This is a genomic window from Spiroplasma diminutum CUAS-1 (assembly GCF_000439455.1).
GTDB classification, from domain to species: domain Bacteria; phylum Bacillota_I; class Bacilli_A; order Mycoplasmatales; family Mycoplasmataceae; genus Spiroplasma_A; species Spiroplasma_A diminutum.
Genome location: NC_021833.1, coordinates 249,906 through 275,688, shown reverse-complemented (window position 1 = coordinate 275,688; position 25,783 = coordinate 249,906). Strand labels below are relative to the sequence as shown.

General features: G+C 24.4%; 25 protein-coding genes and 2 riboswitches. Of the genes, 4 read left to right on the top strand and 21 right to left on the bottom strand.

Going from position 1 to position 25,783, the window contains the following annotated elements:
* Nucleotides 1-88: 88 nt before the first annotated feature.
* Nucleotides 89-208: riboswitch (FMN riboswitch) on the top strand.
* 88 nt (nucleotides 209-296) lie between these two features.
* Nucleotides 297-1,001 carry an ECF transporter S component gene (locus SDIMI_RS01310; protein ID WP_020836185.1) on the top strand — a complete coding sequence of 235 codons (705 nt, stop codon included), beginning with the start codon at nucleotides 297-299 and terminating at the stop codon, nucleotides 999-1,001.
* A 59-nt stretch (nucleotides 1,002-1,060) separates the two neighbouring features.
* The gene (locus tag SDIMI_RS01305; RefSeq protein WP_020836184.1) at nucleotides 1,061-1,624 is read left to right on the top strand and encodes an inorganic diphosphatase; all 564 of its coding nucleotides are present in this window, start codon (nucleotides 1,061-1,063) and stop codon (nucleotides 1,622-1,624) included.
* A gap of 33 nt (nucleotides 1,625-1,657) precedes the next feature.
* Here SDIMI_RS01305 and SDIMI_RS01300 read toward each other — a convergent pair whose 3' ends face one another.
* Nucleotides 1,658-2,446, bottom strand: coding sequence for a hypothetical protein (locus tag SDIMI_RS01300; protein WP_020836183.1), 789 nt, complete (start codon nucleotides 2,444-2,446; stop codon nucleotides 1,658-1,660).
* A 45-nt stretch (nucleotides 2,447-2,491) separates the two neighbouring features.
* Nucleotides 2,492-3,511 (bottom strand): fructose-bisphosphatase class II family protein, encoded by a 1,020-nt coding sequence (locus SDIMI_RS01295; RefSeq protein ID WP_020836182.1) that lies wholly within the window; start codon nucleotides 3,509-3,511, stop codon nucleotides 2,492-2,494.
* A gap of 117 nt (nucleotides 3,512-3,628) precedes the next feature.
* Here SDIMI_RS01295 and SDIMI_RS01290 point away from each other — a divergent pair, with 117 nt between their 5' ends.
* A complete protein-coding gene (locus tag SDIMI_RS01290) occupies nucleotides 3,629-5,533 on the top strand; it encodes a M13 family metallopeptidase (RefSeq protein WP_020836181.1) in 1,905 nt (634 codons plus the stop codon).
* 65 nt (nucleotides 5,534-5,598) lie between these two features.
* Here the strand turns inward: SDIMI_RS01290 and SDIMI_RS01285 are convergent, their stop codons facing one another.
* The 10 genes from SDIMI_RS01285 to SDIMI_RS01235 form a co-directional block, all read right to left on the bottom strand.
* Nucleotides 5,599-7,287, bottom strand: a complete 1,689-nt coding sequence (locus SDIMI_RS01285) for a hypothetical protein (RefSeq protein WP_020836180.1) — start codon at nucleotides 7,285-7,287, stop codon at nucleotides 5,599-5,601.
* A 481-nt stretch (nucleotides 7,288-7,768) separates the two neighbouring features.
* Nucleotides 7,769-8,518 carry a polysaccharide deacetylase family protein gene (locus SDIMI_RS01275; protein ID WP_041618268.1) on the bottom strand — a complete coding sequence of 250 codons (750 nt, stop codon included), beginning with the start codon at nucleotides 8,516-8,518 and terminating at the stop codon, nucleotides 7,769-7,771.
* 121 nt (nucleotides 8,519-8,639) lie between these two features.
* A complete protein-coding gene (locus SDIMI_RS01270; RefSeq protein ID WP_020836177.1) occupies nucleotides 8,640-9,071 on the bottom strand; it encodes a hypothetical protein in 432 nt (143 codons plus the stop codon).
* 1 nt (nucleotide 9,072) lies between these two features.
* Entirely contained in the window at nucleotides 9,073-11,352 is a 2,280-nt protein-coding gene (locus tag SDIMI_RS01265) for a hypothetical protein (RefSeq protein ID WP_020836176.1), read from the bottom strand.
* A 16-nt stretch (nucleotides 11,353-11,368) separates the two neighbouring features.
* Nucleotides 11,369-12,085, bottom strand: a complete 717-nt coding sequence (locus tag SDIMI_RS01260; RefSeq protein WP_020836175.1) for a YebC/PmpR family DNA-binding transcriptional regulator — start codon at nucleotides 12,083-12,085, stop codon at nucleotides 11,369-11,371.
* Nucleotides 12,086-12,168: 83 nt separating this feature from the next.
* Nucleotides 12,169-12,786 carry a deoxynucleoside kinase gene (locus SDIMI_RS01255; protein ID WP_020836174.1) on the bottom strand — a complete coding sequence of 206 codons (618 nt, stop codon included), beginning with the start codon at nucleotides 12,784-12,786 and terminating at the stop codon, nucleotides 12,169-12,171.
* A gap of 5 nt (nucleotides 12,787-12,791) precedes the next feature.
* Complete coding sequence (locus tag SDIMI_RS01250) at nucleotides 12,792-13,541, bottom strand: pseudouridine synthase (RefSeq protein ID WP_148285808.1); 750 nt, start codon at nucleotides 13,539-13,541, stop codon at nucleotides 12,792-12,794.
* Complete coding sequence (gene scpB / locus SDIMI_RS01245; protein ID WP_020836172.1) at nucleotides 13,538-14,098, bottom strand: SMC-Scp complex subunit ScpB; 561 nt, start codon at nucleotides 14,096-14,098, stop codon at nucleotides 13,538-13,540. Before scpB ends, SDIMI_RS01250 begins: the two co-directional genes overlap by 4 nt.
* A 15-nt stretch (nucleotides 14,099-14,113) precedes the next feature.
* Entirely contained in the window at nucleotides 14,114-14,854 is a 741-nt protein-coding gene (locus SDIMI_RS01240; protein ID WP_020836171.1) for a segregation and condensation protein A, read from the bottom strand.
* A gap of 18 nt (nucleotides 14,855-14,872) precedes the next feature.
* Nucleotides 14,873-15,718, bottom strand: coding sequence for a hypothetical protein (locus tag SDIMI_RS01235; protein WP_020836170.1), 846 nt, complete (start codon nucleotides 15,716-15,718; stop codon nucleotides 14,873-14,875).
* Between the two features lie 130 nt (nucleotides 15,719-15,848).
* Between SDIMI_RS01235 and ispG the strand changes: the two genes are divergently transcribed.
* The gene (ispG, locus tag SDIMI_RS01230; protein ID WP_020836169.1) at nucleotides 15,849-16,922 is read left to right on the top strand and encodes a flavodoxin-dependent (E)-4-hydroxy-3-methylbut-2-enyl-diphosphate synthase; all 1,074 of its coding nucleotides are present in this window, start codon (nucleotides 15,849-15,851) and stop codon (nucleotides 16,920-16,922) included.
* 8 nt (nucleotides 16,923-16,930) lie between these two features.
* Here the strand turns inward: ispG and SDIMI_RS01225 are convergent, their stop codons facing one another.
* The 9 genes from SDIMI_RS01225 to tsf form a co-directional block, all read right to left on the bottom strand.
* Nucleotides 16,931-17,758 carry an aldose epimerase family protein gene (locus SDIMI_RS01225; protein WP_041618267.1) on the bottom strand — a complete coding sequence of 276 codons (828 nt, stop codon included), beginning with the start codon at nucleotides 17,756-17,758 and terminating at the stop codon, nucleotides 16,931-16,933.
* Complete coding sequence (locus tag SDIMI_RS01220; RefSeq protein WP_148285807.1) at nucleotides 17,751-19,202, bottom strand: MFS transporter; 1,452 nt, start codon at nucleotides 19,200-19,202, stop codon at nucleotides 17,751-17,753. Before SDIMI_RS01220 ends, SDIMI_RS01225 begins: the two co-directional genes overlap by 8 nt.
* 119 nt (nucleotides 19,203-19,321) lie before the next feature.
* Complete coding sequence (locus SDIMI_RS01215; protein ID WP_020836166.1) at nucleotides 19,322-20,818, bottom strand: hypothetical protein; 1,497 nt, start codon at nucleotides 20,816-20,818, stop codon at nucleotides 19,322-19,324.
* A 69-nt stretch (nucleotides 20,819-20,887) separates the two neighbouring features.
* Nucleotides 20,888-21,622 carry a TGS domain-containing protein gene (locus SDIMI_RS01210; RefSeq protein WP_020836165.1) on the bottom strand — a complete coding sequence of 245 codons (735 nt, stop codon included), beginning with the start codon at nucleotides 21,620-21,622 and terminating at the stop codon, nucleotides 20,888-20,890.
* 139 nt (nucleotides 21,623-21,761) lie between these two features.
* Nucleotides 21,762-22,310, bottom strand: coding sequence for a ribosome recycling factor (gene frr / locus SDIMI_RS01205; protein ID WP_020836164.1), 549 nt, complete (start codon nucleotides 22,308-22,310; stop codon nucleotides 21,762-21,764).
* Nucleotides 22,311-22,326: 16 nt separating this feature from the next.
* Nucleotides 22,327-23,040: a UMP kinase gene (gene pyrH, locus SDIMI_RS01200; protein WP_020836163.1), complete on the bottom strand. Its 714-nt coding sequence runs from the start codon at nucleotides 23,038-23,040 to the stop codon at nucleotides 22,327-22,329.
* A 71-nt stretch (nucleotides 23,041-23,111) separates the two neighbouring features.
* Nucleotides 23,112-24,041, bottom strand: coding sequence for an ECF transporter S component family protein (locus SDIMI_RS01195; protein WP_020836162.1), 930 nt, complete (start codon nucleotides 24,039-24,041; stop codon nucleotides 23,112-23,114).
* 26 nt (nucleotides 24,042-24,067) lie between these two features.
* Nucleotides 24,068-24,161, bottom strand: a riboswitch (TPP riboswitch).
* A 53-nt stretch (nucleotides 24,162-24,214) separates the two neighbouring features.
* Entirely contained in the window at nucleotides 24,215-24,898 is a 684-nt protein-coding gene (locus SDIMI_RS01190; RefSeq protein ID WP_020836161.1) for a hypothetical protein, read from the bottom strand.
* A 1-nt stretch (nucleotide 24,899) separates the two neighbouring features.
* Nucleotides 24,900-25,775, bottom strand: a complete 876-nt coding sequence (tsf, locus tag SDIMI_RS01185; RefSeq protein WP_020836160.1) for a translation elongation factor Ts — start codon at nucleotides 25,773-25,775, stop codon at nucleotides 24,900-24,902.
* Nucleotides 25,776-25,783 lie beyond the last annotated feature (8 nt).

The following is a 25,783-nucleotide window of genomic DNA, read 5'->3' as shown; positions in this document are numbered from 1 at the left end:
TAATTTATAATTTTTATAAATATAAATTATAAAAATTATAAATTAGATTTATGCAATTTTACCTTTTTGTAGTTTATAATAATTTTGAGAGTATTTTCGGGGCAAGGTTAGATTCCTTACCGATGGTAAAAGTCCATGAGCTAATAAAACAGCATGATTCAGTGAAATTCTGAAACCGACGGTACAGTCCGGATGAGAGAAAATACCCAGCAAATCTGACTAATTTTTTAGTCTATTTTGTTGTACAAAAGCCCCATTTAAAAAATGGGGCTTTTATTTTTTTAAGGAGTGTATTTATGAACAATATATATGGTTTCTGAAGTCATAAGTATGATTTTTCAGAAATAAATAAATATAATTGAAAATTAGTATTTAAAGACACATTTGGTTTAGATATAAAAAGAATTTCATTACTTTCTATGCTATTTGCATTAGAAATAGTGATAACAATTATTAGTAAATATCTTATGGGAGCTTTAACTATTTTTCAGTTTTATACTGTAGAATTTTCACTAATAGGGATATTATTTATTTATCTTTCAACAAATTGACTATATGCATCAATAATTTGTATATTTAGTAATTTTTTAAGAGTAATTCTTCCCGCACCAAGTGATTTTATTGGAGTTTTAGCAATGACCTTATCTGATATAAGTTTTTTGATAACATTTGCTATTGTATTTTTAATTTTAAAAAAAATCATCCTATTTAAAGTTAAAAAAGATAATCAAATTCGCTGATATATCACCATTATAGTTTTATCTGGAATAATCGCAATGATAAGTTCAGCATTTTTATCAATGTTAGCTAATCATTATTTCATTTTTGATATGTATAACACTTTATATCCAGGAATTATGCCTGAAAAAAATAGTGTTCTATGAATCAGTTATTTATGATCTGGTTTTATAGTTTCGGTAATCAAATTTACAATTAATGTTTTTACTTTTTCTTTTTTTATTAAACTTCTTGTTAATTTAATAAATAAGCATTTATTTTAGAAACAACCTATTGTTTTTAAAAAATAATATAAAATTATTTTGTAGAGGAGATTTTAATAATGGAAAATAATGTAATTAAAATGATAGTTGAAATACCAAAAGGTAGTTCAAATAAATACGAATATGATATCAATACTAATGAAATTAGTTTAGATAGAGTCTTATATGGAGCAAATTTTTATCCTGGAGAATATGGTTTTGTACCTGAAACTCTTGACTGAGATGGAGACCCATTAGATGTTATAAGTCTTGTAACATACCCTACACTTCCTGGTGTTGGAGTTAATGTTAGAATCTTAGGATCAATTAAAATGATAGATGCTGGAGAAATAGATACAAAATTATTTGGAGTATTTGCAGACGATAGAAGATTTGATTCATACAAAAATTTAGAAGATGTACCTCAACATTTAAAAGATGAAATTGAAAACTTCTTTTTACAATATAAAGCTTTACAAAAAAAAGAAGTTAAAATAAACGGTTGAGGTTCTGCACAAGAAGCAATGCATGAACTAAAAGAATGTAAGGAAAGATTCATTGAATATAAAGATAGATATTCAAAACCTGGTGGTAAAGATGAAATAATGGCCGAATGAAAAGAAAAAGGATTAGGTCAAGGATAATAAAAAATTGAGTATAACTCAATTTTTTATTTTTTACAATAAAGTAAAAGGACCTACAAATTTTAAATTTGTTGTTTTCATATTAATTCTAAATATTTTAAAATCTAGTTTATTAAAAGACTTTGAATAAACTCTTGCCACTGATATATCCTTTTTATAACTTTCACATTCATTATTTACGAAATGAATAATTTCCATTTCATATTTTTCTTCTAAAATGCTTTTTAAACTATTTGTAAAAAACATTAATATAACTATAAGCAAAAATGTTGTAATTGATATTAATTCAAATACTGGCATATTAAATAAGAAAATAAGAAATTTTGATGGATTAGATTTAATAATTGAATCTTTATCTAAAAATAAAAATACTATAGCTGCTAAAAAACTTAAAATATAAATTAAGTTTAAAAATATCGGAAATCATTTAACAATTCATTCTAATTTTCTAATATCTTTATCCTTTTGAATTAATTTTGTATTATATCAAATACTTGCAAGAATATAGTCCAATTCATAGCCAACACTTGGCATTATTCATTTTGGAATAGTTATCTGTTTTTTTCTCTTATTTAGCATTTGATTAACTCTATAATAATTTTCTGTTTCTCCATAAATAATATTTAATTCTTCAGCTCTCAAATATATTTTAAATCTCTCAATAATCGATTCTACTTTAGAACTAGATATGTTGCTATCTGCAGAATTAATTTCGTGAACGATTACTTTACTTAAACTAAAAGTATTATAAAGTCTAATTGTCAATAAACATACAAAAGAAAGAATCATTGCTATTAAAAAAAATCCATTTATTGAAAACATATATTCACCATGCCTTTTAATCTATTATATAACTTTTAGTTAATACTATCTTTTGTATTTATCAAATAAAAATTTAATTTCTGGTTTTAAATCATTTACCTTTTTAACATCATAAACAGAATTAAAGTTTCTCACTATTCCATGTGAAGACATAAAAGCATTAACATAAAATTTACCATTTTTATAATCTACTGGTTTTAAACTTCCTCCAGCTGTTAATCCCGCTGCAAAAAATCTTGCTCTATGATCATTTACTAAGTCCAAATCTTCTAAAATAGAATCAAAATCTAAATTGTATTTATCCAATCATGCTTTCTCTTTATTTTTTCTAACTTCTGTTTCTTGTTCATTTGGTCAAATTTGTTCATATCTTACAAGTTTTGATTGCATTTTACATCCTGCTGAAATTGCAAGTGCTGCCATAAGTGAACCCTCTGGAGCTCCACCAATTCCATAAACAAAATCTGCATCGCCATTTACCACATCAATTGCTGCTAAAACATCTCCATCTTGAATAAGTCTTACAATAATTCCCATATCATTCATTTCTTTAATTATATCTTTATGACGTGGTTTATCTAAAATAATACATTTTAAATCTCTTCTATTTGCAGTTAATTGCATCATTTTAATTGATTCAATTATTCCTTTATTTAAATTAATACTTTCTTTTAATTCAGTGCTAACAAATAATTTCTCCATATACATTTCTGGAAGCTGCAACATTGTATTTTCTCTTGAAAATGCAATAGTTGAAATACTTCCAGCAAAATTATATGCTGCAGGGTGAGTCCCTTCAATAGGGTCAACACTAACATCATAGGTCATAACACTTGGGTCTTCTAAATCTCCAAGTATTTGTCCAACAAAAAGCATTGGAGCTTGATCAAGTTCGCCTTCCCCATTTACTACTTTTAATTTGAAACCCTTTTCATTTTTTAACATTACTTCAAAAGCTTCAACAGCTGCTTTATCTACTAAATCTTTATCTTTTTTACCAATATATTTGTATGAAGCAATTGCTGCAACTTCAACAGTTCTAAGTAATACAATATCTCTATTCATTTTTTACCTCTTAACGTGATAATTATAACAAAATTTATTGTTTTGTTGTTTTGAGTATTGCTATTGTTTATTTTTATATTAGTTCTATAATTTATTTTAGATAAAGGAGATGTAATAATGTCAACAAAAGTAAGAGCACAAGATAATTTCTTTGATCATATGAACAAAGAATGAATTGATAATACAGAACTACCAGATGGTTATCCATCATGAGGAAGTTTTGAGATGTTATATAAAAAATCAATAGATGATATTAAAGAAATGATTTTAGATTTTAGTAATAAAAAAGATGATTTAAATTCAGATCAAGAAAAAATTGTTAATATATTTAGCAATTACTTAAATCAGGAGCAAAGAAATATTCAGGGAATTGAGCCAATCAAAAACATAATTAAAAAGATTGATTCTCTCGATTCAAAAGAGAAATTTACAAACTTTTTAATAGACTGCTTCAATCAATTTAATATATCATTTTTTCATTCAAAAGGAATTGATTCAGATTTTAAAGACAGTAATGTAAGAGCTTTAATGATTGGTTCAATGGGATTAGGAATGTCAGATAGAGATTTTTATGATGAAAATCATCCAAGACATAATGATATTAAAAATGCTTATAAAATTTATTTAGAAGAATTATCTAAAGCTTCAATGATAGATTTTAATACTGATGATATTTTTTCACTAGTCTATAATTTTGAAAAAGATATTTGTCAAAGCATGTTAAAACAAGAGGAATTAAGAAGTCCAGAAAATATTTACAATGTAGTTTCTTTTAAAGATTTAAATGATTATTGTTCATTTATTGATTGAGAAAAATATTTAAATGAAATTGGTTATGGAAAAGCTGCAATTATAATTTTATCTGAACCAAAATTCTTAGAAAAATTGAATGAAATGTTAAATAATATCAAACTAGATGATTTAAAAGATTTTATGAAAATTAAAACTCTAATAGCATTTTCTTCAATTTTAAGTTTAGATTTATATCAAATAAACTTTAACTATTCAAGTATTTTCAGTGGAGTTAAAGAAATGAAACCTGAAATGGATAGAGCTGTTGAATTTACTAATTCAAAACTTGGCGAACTATTGGGTCAAGAATATATAAAAAGACATTTTTCTCAAGAAGCTAAAAATGATGTTTTAGGGATGGTAAATGATCTTATAAAAGTTTATTCAAATAGAATTAATAATTTAGAATGAATGAGTCAAACCACTAAAGAAAAAGCAATAGATAAGTTAAACTCATTTACGATAAAAATAGGATATCCAGATAAATTTGAAGATTATTCAAGTATTGAAATAAAAAGTTATGAACAAGGTGGTAACCTATTTGAAAATATTGCAAATCTTTCTAAGTATTTTATTCAAAAAGAATTAAAAGAAATCAATTTACCTGTAGATAAAACTAAATGATATATGGATCCTCAAACTGTTAATGCATATTATAATCCAACTTCAAATGAAATTTGTTTCCCAGCAGGAATTCTACAGAAACCATTTTATGACATTAATGAACCAAAAGCAAAAAACTTAGGTGGAATTGGTGCTGTAATTGGTCATGAGGTAAGTCATGGTTTTGATGATGAAGGAAGTAAATTTGATAAAAATGGTAACTTTGAAAACTGATGAACAGAAGAAGATTATAAACAATATAATTTAAGAACTGAAAAATTGGTTGAACAATATAATAAGTATGAAATTAACGGAACTAGTGTTAATGGAAAATTAACACTAGGTGAAAATATTGGTGATTTAAGTGGAGTTGCAGCTGCATTAGATATTTGTAAAGAACAATGTCCAAATGACTTAAAACTATTTTTTGAGAACTTTGCAACTATTTGAAAAAGAAAATCAACAGACGAATTAAAAAATACAAGACTTTTAATTGATCCCCACTCTCCTGAAGAATTTAGATGTAATGGAGTTTTAATAAATATCGATGAATTCCATGAGATTTATGATACTAAATCTGGTGATGAAATGTATCTAGAAAAAAATAATAGAATTAAAATTTGATAAATAAAAGGAACTTTAGTTAAAGTTCCTTTTATTATTGTTAAATACAATTAAATAATTTATATAACCTAAACAGTATTTCCAGCAACAATAGATTTAGCATTTTCATTAACAGTATGTTTTGTATTTGAAGGTAACATAAAATGTGCATTTCAAGCTTTTGTTTTATTATAAAACGTTAGTGTACATTGATTTCATACAATAATTATCTCATCATTTGAATCAGCAGGTCCCCCTGAATTTGTTCATTTTTTTAGACGAGTTTTTATATTGTTTTGTCATGAAATTTTATTATCCTCTAAATAAAATGTAAAATTTTGATCATTAAAAATTAAATTATATCCATTTACTAAATCTTCACCTTTTAAATTATAAACAGCTGTTCCATTATTAGAATATTCACCAATTAAATCATTAGGTTCAAATACAGCTTTTCAATCTTCTGTGAAAGTGATTTTTTCACTTCCATAACTACCACCTTTTCAAGATCAAATATCTGTTTTATATGCTCAGTTAGAAGTCATTGAACGTGCAATTAATGATTCTGGTTTATATTTATTCTCGTTTGATTTTTTAGAGCTCTTTCATTTTATAGTATCTTGTGTTTGATATGGATTAACAACTCTTTGTGCATAACCTTCAGTACCATATTCATTAACTATTCAAGGATTAATCATATTTCTATATTCTTCTTCTTGAGCTTCTTCTCAATTAATAACTTTATTTTTTGGTTGTTCCTTTTGAATTGCTAAAGCAGCTTCAACTGTTCTAATATTTTCAATTTCTTCAAACTCACCATTTTCATTTCTTTCAACAGGAATAAAGCCCTTTGTTTCATCTCATTCACAAAATGTTCATCATGAAGATTGAAATGGACCACCAAATGGGTTATCTTGAACTGAAGCTGAAACATATCATAAGTTTTCATCAAGTCTTACAACATTTGGCACTTCAACTCCAATATTTCTAACAAATAATTCATTTACTTTTGTAATTTTTTCACCAGTATTAGTTGATTTATTTCCAAAATGATTAATCCTTCAGAATTCTAAACGATTATTTGCTGAAATTGCAAAATATAGTCCATTATCTGTTTCAAAAACTGCTGTATCTCTTCAATTCATTGAACCATCTTTATTAAGACATTCCTTTGATAGAACCCCTGAAGTATAAAATTCTTCTCCTAAACCATGAGAAACAAAATATGCAATTCCACTTTCATCTGTTGTATTACTACTTGATGAAGATTTTTTTGATCCAATTTCTTCTTTTTTGGGATTTAAAATTCTTGATGGCTGCATTGATAAAACAAATACAACATCACCTTTGTCAAAAAACTTTCCTTGAGTATCAACTCATACAGAACCACCTAAAGCCGAAGTATTTCCCTTACCATTTAAAGTAGAAAAATCTTTATTAAGTTGAATTCTATATTCGCCTTGTGTTCAAGTATTTAAATCAGGAGAGGTCATTTCAATTCAACCAGAAGGAAAACCTTTACCATTTCTAAATAACATTCAACTATAAAATAATTTCTTTTCTTCATCTCATAAAATTGAACATGAATCATTTGCAAAAGCATCATCTGTTCCATTTATTGTATTAACAGGACTATATCAATTTATAGGTCTTATTGTTATTTCATTTTTTATTTCACATGCTATAACGCTCAATGGTGCAGCAATTATAACAGAACTAGTTATCATAATTAGTGAGCTTTTAAAAATTATGCTTCTTTTAAAAATTAACTTTTTCATTTTTTTCCCCTTAACACACAAACATTATTTAAAATGTCTAATAAAATTTTTATAATTTAATTTTTTTAAAAAAAATACTTATAAATAGTATAACAAAATTATTAACTATAATAAGTAATTAAATGTTTGTAATAATTAAATGATTAATATATCAATTAATTTGATAGTTCTTTTTTATTAATTCCTAATGTTTTTAAAATACTTTTATCTATAAATATCATAATTATAAAATATAAAATATCAGTTAAAGAAAAACTAAAAAATAATCAAAAATTAAATCCCCAAGACGTCTTTCAAACTATAAAAGTAATTGTATATATAAAAATAAGTCATATAATATTTACAATTAACATACTGATATATATTATTTTTAACTTAGTATTTGATTTAACTTTTAATAAATTTATAATTGAAAAATATATAAAAAACCCACATATTATATTTAAAGTAATGAATTGAAAAATTTCTATAATTGATCACATTAGAATATAAGTCTCCCATAATTACCAAAATAATAGTCTCCTAAAGTAAAATTAGCTGTTTTATATGATTTATTTTCAAGATATTGTAAAAGATCAGGTAATCATTGTGTTGCATAATTTCTAGTATGACAAACTAAAATTTGACCCTTTCTTATATTATTAGTATATTGCTTTAATATTTTTTTCTTTCCACATACCGCTTCATTATAATCACATCCTAAATACCCTCTTACAAAATAATTGATATTTAACTTATTTTGTAAAGAATTTAATCCTCTATAATATTGTAAAAAAGGCATTCTGACAGGAATATTTGATATATTCATTTCTATATCATTATCTCTATAAATTTCTACAATCATTTGACTAGTTTTATAGAATTCTTTATATGCTTTATTTAAATTGTAATTATATTTAATATGATAATAAGAATGATTTCCAAGTGAATGGCCTTCTAAAATCATTCTTTTTACAAGTTTATTAATTACTGCATCTGTTCAATATTTTTCGTAATTAATTCCTGTTCCAAAAAAAGTAGCCTTAGCATTATAGTCCTTTAAAATATCCATTATTTGTTCATCTTCTTTGCCTGGACCATCATCAAATGTTAACATGACAATGTTTTTATTTGTTTTAATCTTATTAACTTCATAATTTGTTTTAAAAGTTAATATATTAAAACAAATACTGATTAAAATAATAACTATCAAAAATATATTTACTAATTTTTTTTCATTTTTAAATTTCATCATTTTCCCCTATTAGCTTATCTTTTAAATAATTAACTATTTAAAATTATATTTAAAAATTGAATTAAAATTCTTAAAAAATTTTATTTAATTTTTATTTTTAAATAAAAAAAGATAATTATTATCCTTTTTTAATATTTCTTTTATTTCTTCTTAAATAAAATTTTCCAAATAAAATTTTTCTATTATTTTCTTCATCTTTAATGAAACCAAAATACCTTGATAAACTAAAAGATAATAAAAAAGATATTATTGAAATTATTCCGAAAGCTATTGTCATTCCAGCAAGTAATATTTTAGCAGCTTCGTTGCTTTTATCATATCCATTTAATGACTCTGGTACTTTCAAAGTTAATAATCAAAATGTTGTGAAAATAATTAGAGTAACAAAAATAAATAAATTAATTGCCAAAAAATAAAAATTAATTTTTAATTCATTCTTATTTAAAAAAAATATAATATATCCAAAAGTTATTCAAATTAATGTTATCGAAGAAAAAATTAAAAATATATACCCTAATAATTCTAAAATAATCATATACCATTCAATCATTTTAAATTCCCCCCAAATATATTCTTGTAGCTATTTTTAATTTATTAATAATATTTTTGTATCCTTGTATTTCATCATATTTTTTATATAATTTAAGATATTTTTCCAATGATGTGAGATTATAACCATTTAATTTTACTGGAAAATTAACTTTATCGTATTTTAGATCAAACTTAGTATTGCTTAATTTTTTTCCTAATTTTAAAGTAGGATCCAGATTTTCAGATAAATATGTTGTTGGAATGAAGTTTTTGCTCATTAAATAATCTATTTTATTCATATAGTTTGTTCCAACAGATAATTGTAATAATCTTGTTGATGGATTAAATGCCATTCCCTGAAAATTTTCTTTTTCTTTTGGCTCATTTCATTTTTCAGCTCTTGATAATATTTCAGCTTTATTTTTAATAGTATCTAATTCTGGATAAGAAAATATTGTATCTCCAGAAACATATGGCAAGTCAATAAAACTATAATCTTTAAAATCAGAAGATCAAGCTGATTTACCTTCTTCTCAACCATTTAAAGCATATTTCATAAAATATGGATCTCCTTGATTTTTCAAAACTGCTTGCATATATCCCAATATTCCTGGTTCGGCTCTCGTTAAGTTAAATGTGCTATCTGAATCTAAAAAATATTCACCTGTATAAAGACCTTTTTTATTTCTAAACTCTTTAAAATTCATGTAATTTTTATTTTTATCATTATATATATCTAAGAAGTGAACTCAAGCATAATCTGCATGGTCATATTGAGTGATTCTTTTGTAATCAATATCTCTTTCTCAATCAGAAAATGCCATACCTAAATATTCTTTATTTGGATCAATTGCTTTTAATCAATTATTTGTTGCTTTCACTTCACCAGAATCAAGTTCATCTAAATAATAATAAAGTTTTATATCCTTAAATCATTTTGGTCTTTTGTCATCAATATGCTTTTTGAACTGATTAAATCATCAATTTAAAAAATTTATACCATCAGAATTATTAGCTGAAGAATTTACTTCAAAATATTTTTTTGTAGATTCATCATAAATTTTTAAAGTATTATTTAATGGTCCTCAACCGGTTTTTGCACTATTTAACATACCTTTTTTCATACCAACTTCTGCTAAAAGATTAAGATATTTATCAAAAGAATCCCAATCTTCATCAGCTATATAAATATTCTTGTCTATATCCTCAAATTTAATTGGAGCTTTTATATTTTCAATATCTATTTGATTTCCTTTGTATCTTCATGGTATAAAATTTAGTGCTTTTCTTCTTATTTTTCACGGATTATGAAATTCTATTTCATCATTTCAATTTGAATTTCATAAATCACTCATTCTTAATTGAAATGAGTCCATTCCTATTTTAGCTAACCCTTCATATTCATTTTTTCAATACATATCTCAATTAAAATCTATATATTCATCAAAATCTAGTTCATACTCAATAAATTCTGGAGTTCCATAATATTTATCTTCATTATTATTATCATTTCGTTCATTAAAAACACTATTATAATAAAAAGATGTTCACTCTGGAAAATAAAACGTATTATATTCAGCCTTTTTAAAGGCATCATAATTTATATCAAATAAATTTAAAGAAATATTATGAATAATTTCTTCCTCTTTTTCTGCAATTTTACCAACTATTTTAAAATCTAAATCTATTTTTTCTGATTTTTCTAAAGTCTTTGAAAAAACGGATAAATTTATTATATATACTCTATCTTTATAAACGTTTGTCAGAATTTTATTTTCTGTTATTTTTTCAGGAACTAATAATGTTTCATTAATCCCGAAAGGATTTACTCTATAACCAGTTAAATAATAATCACTTGAATAAATGAATTCATTAAAACCATAATTAATTTCCAATCCTTCTGGTAAATTATTCTCATTATTTAAACTAATTTCTAATGAATCAAACTTTTCATTTACTAAAAGTATAATTTGAGCAGTATCAAAATCATTTTCTCAAATATCCAAAGAATAATTATTATTTAAATAATTATATTTTTGAATATCACCGTAGAATTCTACATTTTCCAATGAATTACTTTTTTCTTTTGGAGAATATAGTGCATAATTCTCATTTGCAGAAGCAGAAAAAGCGTGCATCTTTTTCTTCCCTTTAAAATTCCTAATCATTTCAGAAGTTAAAGAAAAATCTAAATAAACATCTCTTTGAAGAGAATCTCTATTAATAAATATAATTAGAGAAAATATTGTTAATGCAAATTGTAACACAATGGTTAAAAGTAAAAGTATTTTTTTCGCCATATTTTAATATTAACCCTTAAATATTTACATTATGATAAATGTCTTGAACATCTTCAAGTTCATTCAATTTATCTATTAGTTTCTCAAATTTAACCATTTCCTCTAACTCATTAATTGTAGTCATTTCATCTGCTAACATTGTTGTTTCAGCCATCTTATATTCATTTATTCCAGCTAAATCTAATGCTTTTTTAACAGCATTAAAAGATTGAAATGGTGCATAAACCACTGTCATTTCATCTTCATCCACTACATCATTTACTTCACATTCTGCTTCCATTAATATTTCTAAAATTTCTTCAACTGTTTTTTCTTCAAAAGCAAATATACTAGTTGCTTGAAATGAGTGAGAAACTGCACCACTGTTTGCAATTTTTCCTCCATTTTTATTAAATGCATCTCTAATTTCTGCAATAGCTCTATTAACATTATTTGTAAGTGAATCAACAATTATCATTGCATTTCCAGGACCATATCCTTCATATCTATTTGAACTATAATTATCTGCATCTCCACCTTCAGCTTTTTTTATTGCCCTTTGTATAACATCAGCTGGAACTTGTTTTGATTTTGCTTTATCAATTGCACTCCTAAGTGCTAAATTAGCTTCTGGATCTTTACTTCCTGCTTTAGCTGCCATATAGATTTCCTTAGAAGCTCTACCATAGATTGCTGATTTCATAGCAGCAGTTTTTTCCATGCTAGCTTTTCTAACTTCATGTGCTCTTCCCATTATTATCCCCTCATTTTTTAATCTTTACTTTTAGATTTTACACTATTTTCTGATTAGTGAAAATAAAAAAAATAAGCATAAGCTTATTTTTTTAAACTCGGATCTTTTTCATAAATTTTTTTCATAATAAAATCCATTTTAACTTCTAAATTATCTGTTTCTGCATCAACTACTAAAAAATCAAACATATGCTTTCTTCTTTCAAAAAAATCATTATATTTATCATTCAAAGTATCTCAATATTTTCTTGGAGTATCCAATTCTTGGCTTCTTCCTCTTTCTTTAATTCTTTCAATTGCCTTATCTGTTGAAACTTTAAGATAAATTACTAAATCAAATTTTGCTCTATGTGCCAAGTTTGGAATAACTACTTGCTCATAAAAATCAGTATAAGTTTTATAATCTATATCATTCATAGTATTTAGTTCATGATTTACTGCAACAAATATTGGATCTTCTAAAATTGTTCTGTCAAAAATAACATTTTCAAGAGATCTTGCTTCAATTAGTTGTTGACTTCTTGCAGTTAACATATATATTTGCATTTTAAATACATTTGCTTTCATATCTTTATAATAGTCATCAAAGTATGGATTGTTATCTATTGGCTCGGGAAATATTTCATAACCTAATTTTTTTGATATTTCTTCACTTACTGTTGATTTACCTGCTCCAACAGTTCCAAAAATTGCTATCCTCATTTTTTCTACCTCTTTTTAACTTTCAATGAATTATATATTCCATAAAATTGTTTAATTTCATGTGATTTTAATTCTCTAAATTTACCAATTGGCAAATCTTCAATTGTTAAGAATTCAATTTGAGTTCTTTTCAATTTTCTTAAATAAATATCTGCTGCTATTAACATTTTTTTGACATGATGTTTTCTTCCTTCTGCAATTGTCAATTCGATTACAGATTCATCATATTCTTCATCATATTTTAATAATCTTGATTGAATTGCTTTAGTTTTATAATTTTCATCAATTATAACACCATCAACTAATTGTTTAATTTGAAATTTATGCACTTTTCCTTTGCATAAAGCTTGATATGTTTTTCTAAATTCGTATTTTGGATGCATTACAAAGTTTGCAAATTCTCCATCATTTGTCATAATAAGTGCTCCAGATACATCATAATCAAGTCTTCCTACTGGATAAACTCTAAGTTTTGAGTCCTTAAAAAATTCAGCAACAGTTTTTCTATCTTTTGGGTCATGCATAGTTGTTAGAACTAATCTAGGTTTGTTAAATAGGTAATAAACTTTTTCTTTTACTTCATCTAAATTTTTATTATTAATATCAATTTTAACATTTGAATCAAACTTAGAACCAAGTTCAGTTATAACTATTCCATTAACTTTTACTCTACCTTGTTCAATTAACCTTTCTGCTTGTCTTCTAGAGCAATATCCCCTAGTTGCAATAATTTTCTGTAATCTTTCTTCCATTATGCACCTCTATTGAAGATATCTTTTTCTTCTTTTATTGTTTCTTTTAATTCTGGTAATTCATCCAAACTATTTAGATTAAAGTACTTTAAAAAGTCTTCTGTAACTCTGTATAACATTGGTTTACCAATTTCTTGCGATTTACCAGCTTCTTCAATTAAATTTCTTAATTTTAATTTATAAAAAATTGTTTCACAATTAACTCCTCTAATGTCTTCAACATTAGTCCTTGAGATTGGTCCTTTATAAGCAATTATAGATAATGTTTCAATACTTGCAGTTGAAAGTTTTGATTCTGTTTTTACATTAGCAAGTTTAGTATAAAATTCAGCATTTTCTTTTTTTGTGATCATTCTAAATTTATTTTTTGCAAATTTTTGAATATCTAATCCTGATGATGAATCATTTTTATATTTATGACTTAAATCATCAATTAGTACTTCAATTTCATCTTGACTTATATCTTCTAATATAAATTGTAAGTCTTCAATTGTTGTTCCTTCATCGCCATTAACAAATAATAATCCTTCAATAATAGCCATTTTTTTATTGTTATCCATAATTAACACCTCTAACTAACCTAAATATTTTACAATAACTTCATCATTGTTTTGAGAAAGTGTGATAAATTTTTTTGCAGCTAAATCTAAAACTGCTAAAAAAGTAGCCACCATCATTCTAATTGATAATTCTTTTAATTCAATTAATTTTCCTAATTCAATTTCATCTATATTATTAATTTTTAAGAATGTTTTAATTTCTTCTGCAACTTCTTCTGGAGAAACTTCTGGAGCATTAATAGTATTAACCTCCATTTTCTTGAATTTGTTCTTTTCAATAGCTTTTAAGAATATATTTGAGAATTTTTCAATATCAATATTATTTTCAGCTAATGGTAATTTATCATCATCAATTTTTGCTATTTTAATAATAGATTTTGATTTACTAAATGATTTTAAGAAATCTTCTTGTTTAATTTTAAAGAATTCAGTTACCTCTTTAATCTTATGATATTCCATAAGTCTTCGTATTAATTCATCTCTTTCTTGTTCTTCATAGTTTGAATCAACTTCCATTTGTTCTTTTGGGATTAAAAGTTTAGATTTTAATTCTATTAAATAAGCTGCCATTACTAAGTATTCACTTGCAATTTCAATGTCCAAAGATTCATAATTTTTTATGTATAAAATATATTGCGATGATAAATCCAATAAATTAATATCCATTATATCCATTTCCTTTTCTTTTATTAAATGTAATAAAAGATCAAGAGGTCCATTAAAGTTATTTAATTGTATTTCATTTCATTTTTCCATAAATGACCTCCTTTTATTTTACTTAAATTGTTTAAGTGAATCTAAAGTTTTTCTAATTTCTATTTCTGATTGCATATGTAAATTTAACGATAGCATAATTCTACCAATTATTATAAATAATAACTCTAAAGAAAAGCAAATATTGTATTTATATGAAGGATCTACAAAATCATGTTCTATAGAATTTCTTAATTTTCTAATGTAATGTCAAGCATTAGAATAAGTAATTTGTTCAATAGTATCACTTAACTTTTGATAATCCAATGCGCTTTTTGTTAAAAAAGAAATTTCTTTTAAGAAATTCTGTGAAAATTTTAATGCTTCACCATTATAATTTGTCACAATTTTTTTACAATATTTATCATTTAAGTGTTTTGCAATATATGTAAATTTATCAAAAATTGTATATAAATATTTAAAGCTTTCATTTTGCTGATGAAATTCTATTGTATTGACTGTATACAAAGTCTCATAATCTGTAAGAGAACTTATTTCATAAGTCTTTTCTAAAAAATATCTAAATATACTTTTTATTTCTATAAAAATTGAATGATTAAGCGTATCATCTTCAATGAATATTGCCTTTTCAATGGCTTTTTTTGTATTTGACATATAAGCTTGAATATTTTCAGCATTTAATTCAATACCGCTTGGTTTTTTGAATTTTATATCTAAATATCTTCCACTATTTTCACAATATTCAACTAATTTCTCAATTATTGCATCTTTTTTGAAAAAAGTATCATCAATATATTCTTTTATAATTTCTATATATGCATTAAATTCCTTTATTGTTTCATACTCTTTTGAGGCAAGTATTTTATTTATTTGTGCTATATCTTTTAATGTTGTTTTTTCTGGCATTTAACTTACCCCTTATATATTGATTATACATAAAAAAGTTTTATACCCCTATTTTTGAGTGCTAAAAAAATAGTTATTAGAAAAGAAGTGTATAATATTTTTGGAAAGAAATTTGTTTTAGGTGAATAAAATGGTTAATAGAGTTGATACTAGAAAAGTAATGGTAGGAAATCTACAAATTGGTGGAAATAACGAAGTTATAATTCAATCTATGACAACTTCTAAAACTCATGATATTGGTGAAACTTTAAAACAGATTAATTCCTTATATAAAGAAGGCTGCCAAATTGTTCGTGTAGCTGTATTAGGAATTGATGATGCAAATGCACTTCAAGAAATCGTTAAAAATTCTCCAGTTCCTATAGTTGCAGATATTCATTTCAATTATAAATTTGCATTAATAGCAGCAGATGCTGGATGTGCAAAAATTAGAATTAATCCTGGAAATATTGGAATTGAAGAAAATACTATAGCTGTTGTTGAAAAATGTAAAGAAAAAAATATTCCTATAAGAATAGGAGTAAACTCAGGTAGTTTACCTAAAAAAATGGTTGAAAAATATGGTTGAACAGCAAAGGCAATGGTTGAATCATTAAGAGAACATATTGAAATTTTAGAAAAGTATGATTTTAAAAACATAATTTATTCTTTAAAAGCAACTGATCCATTAATGGCAATTGAAGCATATGAACTTGCAAGTGAAAATTGAAACTATCCAGCACATTTAGGAATAACTGAAGCTGGAAGTTTATTGAATGGAGCAATCAAATCAAGTTTTGGATTAGGCTATCTTTTACAAAAAGGTATTGGTAGTACTATAAGAATTAGTTTAAGTGAAGATCCAGTAGAAGAAATTAAAGTAGCAAAAAGACTTTTAAATTCTTTGGGCTTATTTCATAATATGGTTGAGGTAATTGCTTGTCCAACTTGTGGTAGATTAGAATTTTCATTAAGAGAAGTTGTAAAGGAAGTTGAAGATTTTGTAGAAGAACTACAATTTCCACTAAAAGTTGCGATACTTGGTTGCGTAGTAAATGGTCCAGGAGAAGCAAGTCAAGCAGATATTGGAATTGCTGGTGGAAACAAGGGTGGAATAATCTTCAAAAAAGGTAAAATTTTTAAAACTGTTAGTCAGGATAAATTAGTACCTGAATTAAAAGATTTAATAATGGAATACTATGAGGAATGAAAAAAGATGCAATAGCATCTTTTTTAAAATTTAATTTCTAATAAAAAGTTTTTTTCTTGATTTTTCTTTAAAGTGATAATTCCTTCTTTATCCTTTAATTCATTTGATTTTTTATTTAATAAATCAGGGATTCCATTTCAATTTTCTATACATATAAAATTACATTCATTTGATTCTCTTCAGAAAATTAAATCATTAAAATCGTTAGTAGAAATTTTAAAATTATAATCTTTATTATTAAATATTATGTCTTGTTTAGTAAATGAATTCTTCATATATGATTTACTATCAGTGAAGTCTAAATTATTAAAAGTAATATCTTTAATTCTAATATTTTTTTCTAAACTTGAAACTAAACCACCTTCAAAATCATCTGTAAAATATTCTTCTTTATTTAAACTTATTTTAGAATCTTGATTGAAAATAAATCCTGGATGATGTCCAAGAGAAAAATACATATCCTCTTCTTGTAAATTTTGAACTTTAATATTAAATTCAAATGTTTTATCATTTAGTATTAAAAATAATTCTAATCTAAACTTAAATGGATAAATTTTATATCACTTTTCTTCAAAAATGTATTCTAATCTAATTTCTGAATCCTTTTGATCAATTATTTTTCAATTTGTAATATCTTTAAAAAAACCATGTCTTTCTAACCCAATTGTTTTTCCATTATATTCTAAAGAACCGTTTATATTTCCACAAACAGGAAATAAAATTGGTCAACTTTTATTTCAATTAGAGTTTTTTTGATATATTACTTCCTTTTCATTTATTTTCAAACTATAAATTTGAAATGGATTTAGTTCAAATTTCAATTCTATATTTTCATTAAAAATTTTATTCATAATTTTCACTTTCCCCTTCTTCAAAAATTTCTACTTTAAATTTAGTTTTTGTTTTTGTCATTACTCTTTTTTTAATTAAAATTTTTAAATTCTGTGTTGCAATTTTATACTTACTATAATCAGCAAATATTTTGCTACTTGTAAAATAGAAAAGCAGAATTGATGCCAAAATTAAGACACAAGCTATAGACATAATTATCGTTGAAATATTGTCTGACATTATCAGTATTTCTGTTTTTGATGATTGTTCTATATTTTTTCACTTATCTAAAAGTTCATCAACATTTGTAAAGTTTTTAAAAATACCAATTTTTTTACCAGATATGAAATTCTCAATTAATTCAGTTATAAAATAAGATCCAAACATTGCACTACCAAAATAACCAGTTACAGGATTTCTTTTTGCTCTATAATTTCAAAATACACAAGCTGAAAATAAAGAATATATTATTTGATTAAAACAAATTCCTGCCAATATATTTAACGCAATAAAAATAAATGGATTTGGCACAAATGCCATTGCTGTATATGTACCAAATAAAATAAACATACTTATAAAAATTAGATATTTTTGTTCAATTACTTTTCTTAGCAATTTATAACTTATTATAGAAGTAATTATAGTTGGAACTAAATAAACAAAATCATTTATTCTTAATCATAAATTAACCTGTTCTTCATTTAAATCAAAATTAATCAAGTTTAGAGCAATATATAATTTAATAAAAATTGAATTATTCATTGCACTTGTTAAAGTAATTAAAAATCCTAATAAGTAAATAATTAAAAATATCATATTATTTTTTTGGGGAAGTTTGTTTAATATTTCTTCATCAAAGACTTGAACTAAATTTTTATTTTCCTTACTTAAAAAACTTATAGCAAATCCCAATACCACTAAAATTGACAATATTACAATAAGAGATATTGAGAATCCATTATTTTTATAAACTAAATTTGAATTACTTAAATATATACCGAAACTAGAAGAAAAAGTTATGAAAACAAATGTAATTCAAATAGATGGAAGAGTATATATTCTAAAAAAATTCTGCTCGTTTGAAAATAAGTAGAATAATGTAGAACTTGCAAGTGAAAATGAGAAAAGCATGATAATTATTATAGTTAACCATAATGGTAGATCAGAGATACTTGTAATAATTAAAATAAATATCATTATTACACTACTTATTTGTATTCATATTTTTCTATTTTTAAAAATCCCTGTAGTAAATGTTGCAAGCGGCTTTAGGATTATCAAGAATAATGAGGTTGAAAAAATAGATAACACAATAAAATTTATAGAATTTAAATTTTTTTGTATTTCAATATCATTTTTCAATTGATTTCCAATAAAACCTGCTGCTATTCAAAATAGAACTATTTGTGCTAATCATAAATATGAGCCCTTTTGTAATTTTTCTTTTCTACACAAAAACACCATGGAAATAATACATGTTATAAAAAGAATAGGAAATAAAATTTTTAAATCTCAATATTGCATTTTGCACCTCAATTTATATTTTATTACAAATAAAAAATAAAAGGTTAAATAATGACCTTTTAGTGTGAAATATTTTGTTGATTTTGTTCATTTTTAGATATATTTGGTGTTACCTTTTGTTCATTAAGTTTCTTAACATCTTTTTTAATTTTTTTAATTTCATTATGAACTTTTATTAAATAAATACTTGATTCATTATTATATTCTTGTATAGAATCAATAATCTCAATTTTATTTTGCAATTGATAATTATAAAATGCAATTTTTTTATACTGTTTATCACTAATTGAGATTAGATAAAATACTAAATAAATAATAAATATCAATAACATTAAAATAGAAGAAGAAATAATAATTATGTCTGTTAAATTTGTTAAATTAAAACTAAACAAGGCTATAAAATCTATTCTTTCTGTTTCTAATCAATATAATGCTGCTTTTGTAAATAAGCCAATAATTGGTGTAAATATAGTTAATAGCAATAAAGTTGCAAGTCAACCACTCATAACTCTAAATTTTCTATAAATTTTAGAATCTCTAAGAGCATCTTGATTAAATCCACTAGACACTCCAAATAGTGTTTTTGTATCTTCCAAATTATTAAATTCATCTTTTAAGTTGTCTTGAATTTTTTGTTGTTTATTGAAAGTTTCAAATAATTTTTTTGTATTTAAAGGGCCTGTCTCAAGAGTATCAAAATGTTTTTCGTCTAAGGTTTTTGTTATATTTTTTTTAGGTTCATGATTTGATAATTCTTTTTCAATAACTTCTCTATCCAAAGTTTCTGTAAAATCTTCATCTATTGATTCATTATCAAGTATATTTTTATCTTCTGAAATTCTTTTTTCACTTAAATTTAGATTTTGATTGATTTGATTAAATAATTGTTTAGCAGAAGTTTTTTCAGTTTTTGAAGTCATATCATTATTTTGATTATCAAAATCATTTTCATTTAACTCTGTTTTTTTAATTTCTTGTTGCAATATTCTTGTAGGAATAATTTCTGTTGTTTGAGTGGGAATTTCTCCAACAATATTAAGATTACTAAATGTTTCATTTACTGCTGGAATATGTTCAAAAGAGTTATTTCTTCTTGGTGTTAAATGAATTTTTGTTTCAGGTATTTGAAAATTTTGAATAAGTTCAATTGTTTTATCATTTTGGTTCTTTTCATAATTTTCTAATTTTTCTTGAACTTGTAGATCTTCATTTTCATAATTATCGAATAAGATATCATCCAAAGTAAAAGTACTTTCTCCAGATAAATCAAATAAACTGATATCTTCAGTATCATTTGCTCCAACTTCTGAAAATAAAGACTCTATATATCCTGTATCAGTAATTTCATTTTTATTGATTTCTTCTTGCTTTTGCTTACTTCCACGAATTTCAATTTGTGATACATTTTTTGAATCAACAGTTATAATTTCTTGATTTATCAAATTTTTGATTTTTAAAAAATTAATTGATCCATTTGTTACTTGTTTTTCAATAATTTCAATTATTACATAATTCTGGTTATTATATGAAACAACCATACCCATATTAAAGCCCATAATTTACACCCCTCTAATATTTAGTATATATATAAATAAATCTTTTACAACTTTTAAATAAATCGTCAATTAAAATTTATTTTTAAGTTGATTCATTATATTCAATAATTTAGGCTCATTTTCAGCTGCAATTCCAAAAATTTGTTGAACCTCTATTAGAGTATTATCCACATTATTTATAAATACCTTTTCTAATCTAGTTAATTTAATTTTATATAAATCTTTTGAACTTTTTAAAGTAGCACAAATTGCAAAAAAAGCTTCGCCATTCATTTTTAATATTGGAAAAGTTATATATTTTTTTTCTATAATTTGTATAAACTTTTCATAGTTACCCTTAACCTTTAATTTTCTATATTCTTTAATAAAATACTCTCTACTTTCTTTGAATAGAACAATTTTATAATCTCTTTCTATAATTTCATTAGCCCTTTGTTCTATTTTATCAAGGTCTTCTTCTTTTATTATTTTTTTACTATTATGAAATACACTGAATTCTAATTCTGAATTTATTCCATCTTGAACAATAGAATCTAAATCAGGATATAGTTCCATTAGAGCAAAAATTGTTACAAGCTTAGCTGTATAATTTATTGCTTGATAATATAATTTATTTCTTTCAGTTATTATTTCTAATTTACAATTTTTATCTATTAATGTATAACTTGATACTACATAGTCAGAATTAACTAAAGCTCCAACACATTTTACCTTTAATCCACCACTAATAGAATCTGCTATTTCTAAAACCGTTTTTGGTTCTGAAAAGTATAATTTTTCTCCATTTATTAAAGTAATTTTCATTTTTTGATCTCTCTTGCTTTAACATTTATTACTTTATATATAAAAAAAGTTAATTAAATATATTTGAGACCTAAATTCAAAGTTAAAAATATTTTTATGTTTATCTAAAAAAAAAAAAAAAAAACTAGTTTTACTAGTTCTAGATTTTCATTAAATCGTTTTCTTTATCTTTTGATAATTTGTCTAACATTTCTACATAATTATCTGTTAATTTTTGAACTTGATTTTCAAGATCTTTTTTAACATCTTCTGGAATTGATGCATCTTTTTTAATTTTATCATTAGCATCTCTTCTTGCATTTCTAACTCTAACTTTAAAACCTTCCAATTCTTTTAGCATTTTTTTTACTAAATCTTTTCTAATTTCTTCTGTTAAAGCTGGAATATTAATTCTTACCAAATCAGCTTCTCCAATTGGATTCAATCCTAAATCTGCTTTATTAATACCTGCAACAACAGCTCCAACTTGGGTTCTGTCATAAGGTTTAATAACTAATTGTTGAGGTTCTGGTGATGAGATTTGTGCTGTTTGATTAATTGGTGTTGGTGTTCCATAAAAATCCACCATAACACTATTTAACATATTTGCATTTGCTCTACCTGTTCTAACTTTTGTTAAATAATCTTTAAAACTATCTATTGCCTCTTGCATATTTAATTCTGTTAATTCAATAATTTCGTGTGCCATTTCTTTATTTCCTTTCCTATTTAATCACAGTGCATTCTAAATCACCATTTGCAATTTTAATAATGTTATCTTTTCCATTCATGTCAAAGACGACTATTTCCAATTTACCATCTCTAGACAATGCTGCTGCAGTTGAATCCATAACTTGTAGATTTTTTTTAACTAAATCATTATGAGTTAAGTTTTCCAAGAATTTTGCTTCTGGATTTGTATTTGGATCTGAATCATATACACCCTTAGTTCCATTTTTTGCCATTAATAAAGCATCTGCTTCAATTTCAATAGCTCTTATACTTGCTCCAGTATCTGTTGTAAAGTAACTGTATCCAGTTCCTCCTGCAAAGATTGTCACGTAACCTTCATCAAGTTTTTCTCTTGCATTTCTATAGTTATATGAACTTGTAACTGTTTTTATTTCTAATGATGAGTATACTTTTACTTTATCAAAACCTAATTTTCTTAATGTTGCTTCAAATGCTAATGCGTTCATAATTGTTGCAAGCATTCCCATGTAATCAGCTTCAATTCTAAATAATTCAAGAGTATCTGCTAGTTTTCCTCTTCAAATATTTCCTCCACCAATAACAATTCCAATTTGCAATCCTTGCTTTGTCAATTCAATAACTTGTTTTGCAACTTCATCCAATTTATCCTTATCGTAGATGTCTCCACTACCTTTTAAGGCTTCACCAGATATTTTCAATAAAACTCTTTTAAATTTTAATGCCATACTTACCTCGCTAGATAGATTATAACAAAAACCCATATTCTTTTGAAAAGAATATGGGTTTTTTTGATTAATTAAGTATTTATTGAAAAATATCTCTCTTTAATTGGTAAAAGTGATTCACAAATTAAAGGTACAGTTAACATCAATAAAGTATAGTCAAAAATTGTATTAATTGAATTATATATAAATGAGTATCCCACATTATTTGATCAATCAAATTCCTTTGATGGATCATAACCTAATTTTGATGGATTTAATCAATATACAACTCCAGATATTACTCTAGAGAAATATAAAATTATTACAGGTATTGTAATAAAAGCAAATCATAGAGCAATTCTGAAAATTCCTTTTTTACTCTTAATATTTGGCACAAAGAAATTTGCTATAAATATTAAAAAAGTTGGTAATCAAAAATCAAAAACAAATTGTCAGAAGCTAAAATAAGATCCTGGCATTAAAGCAGTTAAACTAGCTGCTAAAAAACATAATGTAATACAACCAGATAAAGATAGAATAAATGCTCCAAAAAATAATGGTATATATTTAAAAGTTAATGTTATATAAAATGGCAATGGTGGAATTAGTCCTGTAACAAATCCCACAGTGAAATACAGTGCTAATAAAAGAGAAATCGATGTTATATCAAAGATTGTTCATTTTTTAAAAGTAAAAGGTTTATAAAGTACCTTTACTTTATTTACATATGCTATAAATAATTCAATATTAAAAGTTAATACTGATAAAGTTAATATTATTTTTATATTCGTATTATTTTCATCAAATTTATAATTTAATAATAATGAAAAATTCATCATTATAAATAGAAAAGATAATAAACTAAAACAAATTACTATCGTAATTATCTTATTAATTGGCATATTAGTATTATTACTTCCAGACTCTATAATAGCAATATTTGCTCAAATTAATAAAGACAAAATGAGTAATATTCTTAACGAAGATAAAATAATTGAAGTTTTAAATAATTTTTTATTCATGAAATTTCCTCCATGAAAAAAGCAGATAATGTCTTTTAAAGGACTTCCTACGCTAGTATTAACTAGATCAGGTTCTAAGAGTATTTCTCAAGCTTAATTAAGCTACCTCTGCCTTTTTCATAATTATTTTATATTAAAAAAAAGAAAAACACATTTAAAATGTGTTTTAGAAATTATTTTTCTTCTTTCTTATCAGTTTCATTTTTATTTTCAGATTTTTTAATTTCCTTTTTAGATAATTCCAAAGCCTGTGCTCTTAATTTAGAAATTTCTTCTTTGAAATAACTGATTTGATTTCCCTTTTCAGGTTTAATACCAGTTTTTGAAGCAACCTCTAAAAAATAAATACCAATAGCTGTTTTTTTACTGAACTTAATTTTTTTTAAAGTTCTTTTACCCTCTAAGTAATTTACATAAACTGCACTTTTCTCATCATCTTCAATAATTTTTTGAATTTTTGAAAGTTTAATTGCTTCACCTAATGTAGAAATTTTTTCATCATCCATATAGAATCATATTCTATTTGAAAAGAAAATAATCATTACAAATGAAATTCCTAAAGTTATAAAAGCAATAATTATACTAACAATAGTTAAAATATTTGATAAATCAATATTTTTAATAACATTTAGTGCAAATATTATTGATAATATTGAACTTATTAAAGAAATTATTTGTGTAAGTATTAATACTGAAACCATTAAAACACTTGCAAATTTAATTTCTGATGAGTTTCTTTTATAAGAAATTGTTAAGTATCATGAACATATTGCAGCTAGAAATGCAACTAAAAGCAAAACAGCTGAAATAATAAATAAATTATTTGGTTCTCCTGAAGCTAATAATGAAATTTTCATATTAATTACCTGCTAACTGAGCAGCTACTTCTGCTGCAAAATCTGTTGTAACTTTTTCTATTCCTTCTCCAACTTCAAATCTAAACATTTGTTTAATACTTGAACCTTTTGATTTAACAAAGTTTCCAACTGTTTGTTTTTCATCCATTACAAATCCTTGATCTAATAAAGTAATTTCTGCAATTTTTTTGTTTAATTTACCTTTTAAGATATTTTCTGCAACATTTTCTGGTTTACCAGCTAAGTCTGTTGTTTCTTTAATAATATGCATTTCTTGATCTTTGAATTCTTGTGGTACTTCACTTTCTGTTAAGTACTTTGGTGACATAGCAGCTACGTGCATACTTACATTATATGCATCTTCGTCTGAAATGTTTCCATCAAAGTTTAATAATACAGATATTCTATGATTTGCATGGTTATAAATTGATAGCTTTGAACCCTCAACTGCAGCAATTCTTCTTAATTCAATTTTTTCTCCAATTGTTGCTGTTGCTTCAACACATGCTTCACTAATTGTTTGTCCTGATGCTAATTTAACTTCTAAAGCTTCTTCTAATGAAGTTGCATTTGATTCTAATAATGCATTTCCAATATTTTCAATTAATGACATAAATTTATCATTTTTAGATACGAAATCAGTTTCTGAATTTACTTCAAATATAATTGCTCTATTTCCATTTGCTTTAGCAAATGAAACACCTTCTGCTGCTACTCTGTCAGCTTTTTTTGCTGCTTTTGCTAAACCATTTTCTCTTAATCAAACTACTGCTTCTTCAATGTTTCCATTTGTAGCTTCTAAAGCTTTTTTACAGTCCATCATTCCAGCAGAAGTCATTTCTCTTAGTTCTTTAATTAATTGTGGTGTAACTGCCATTTTAATCT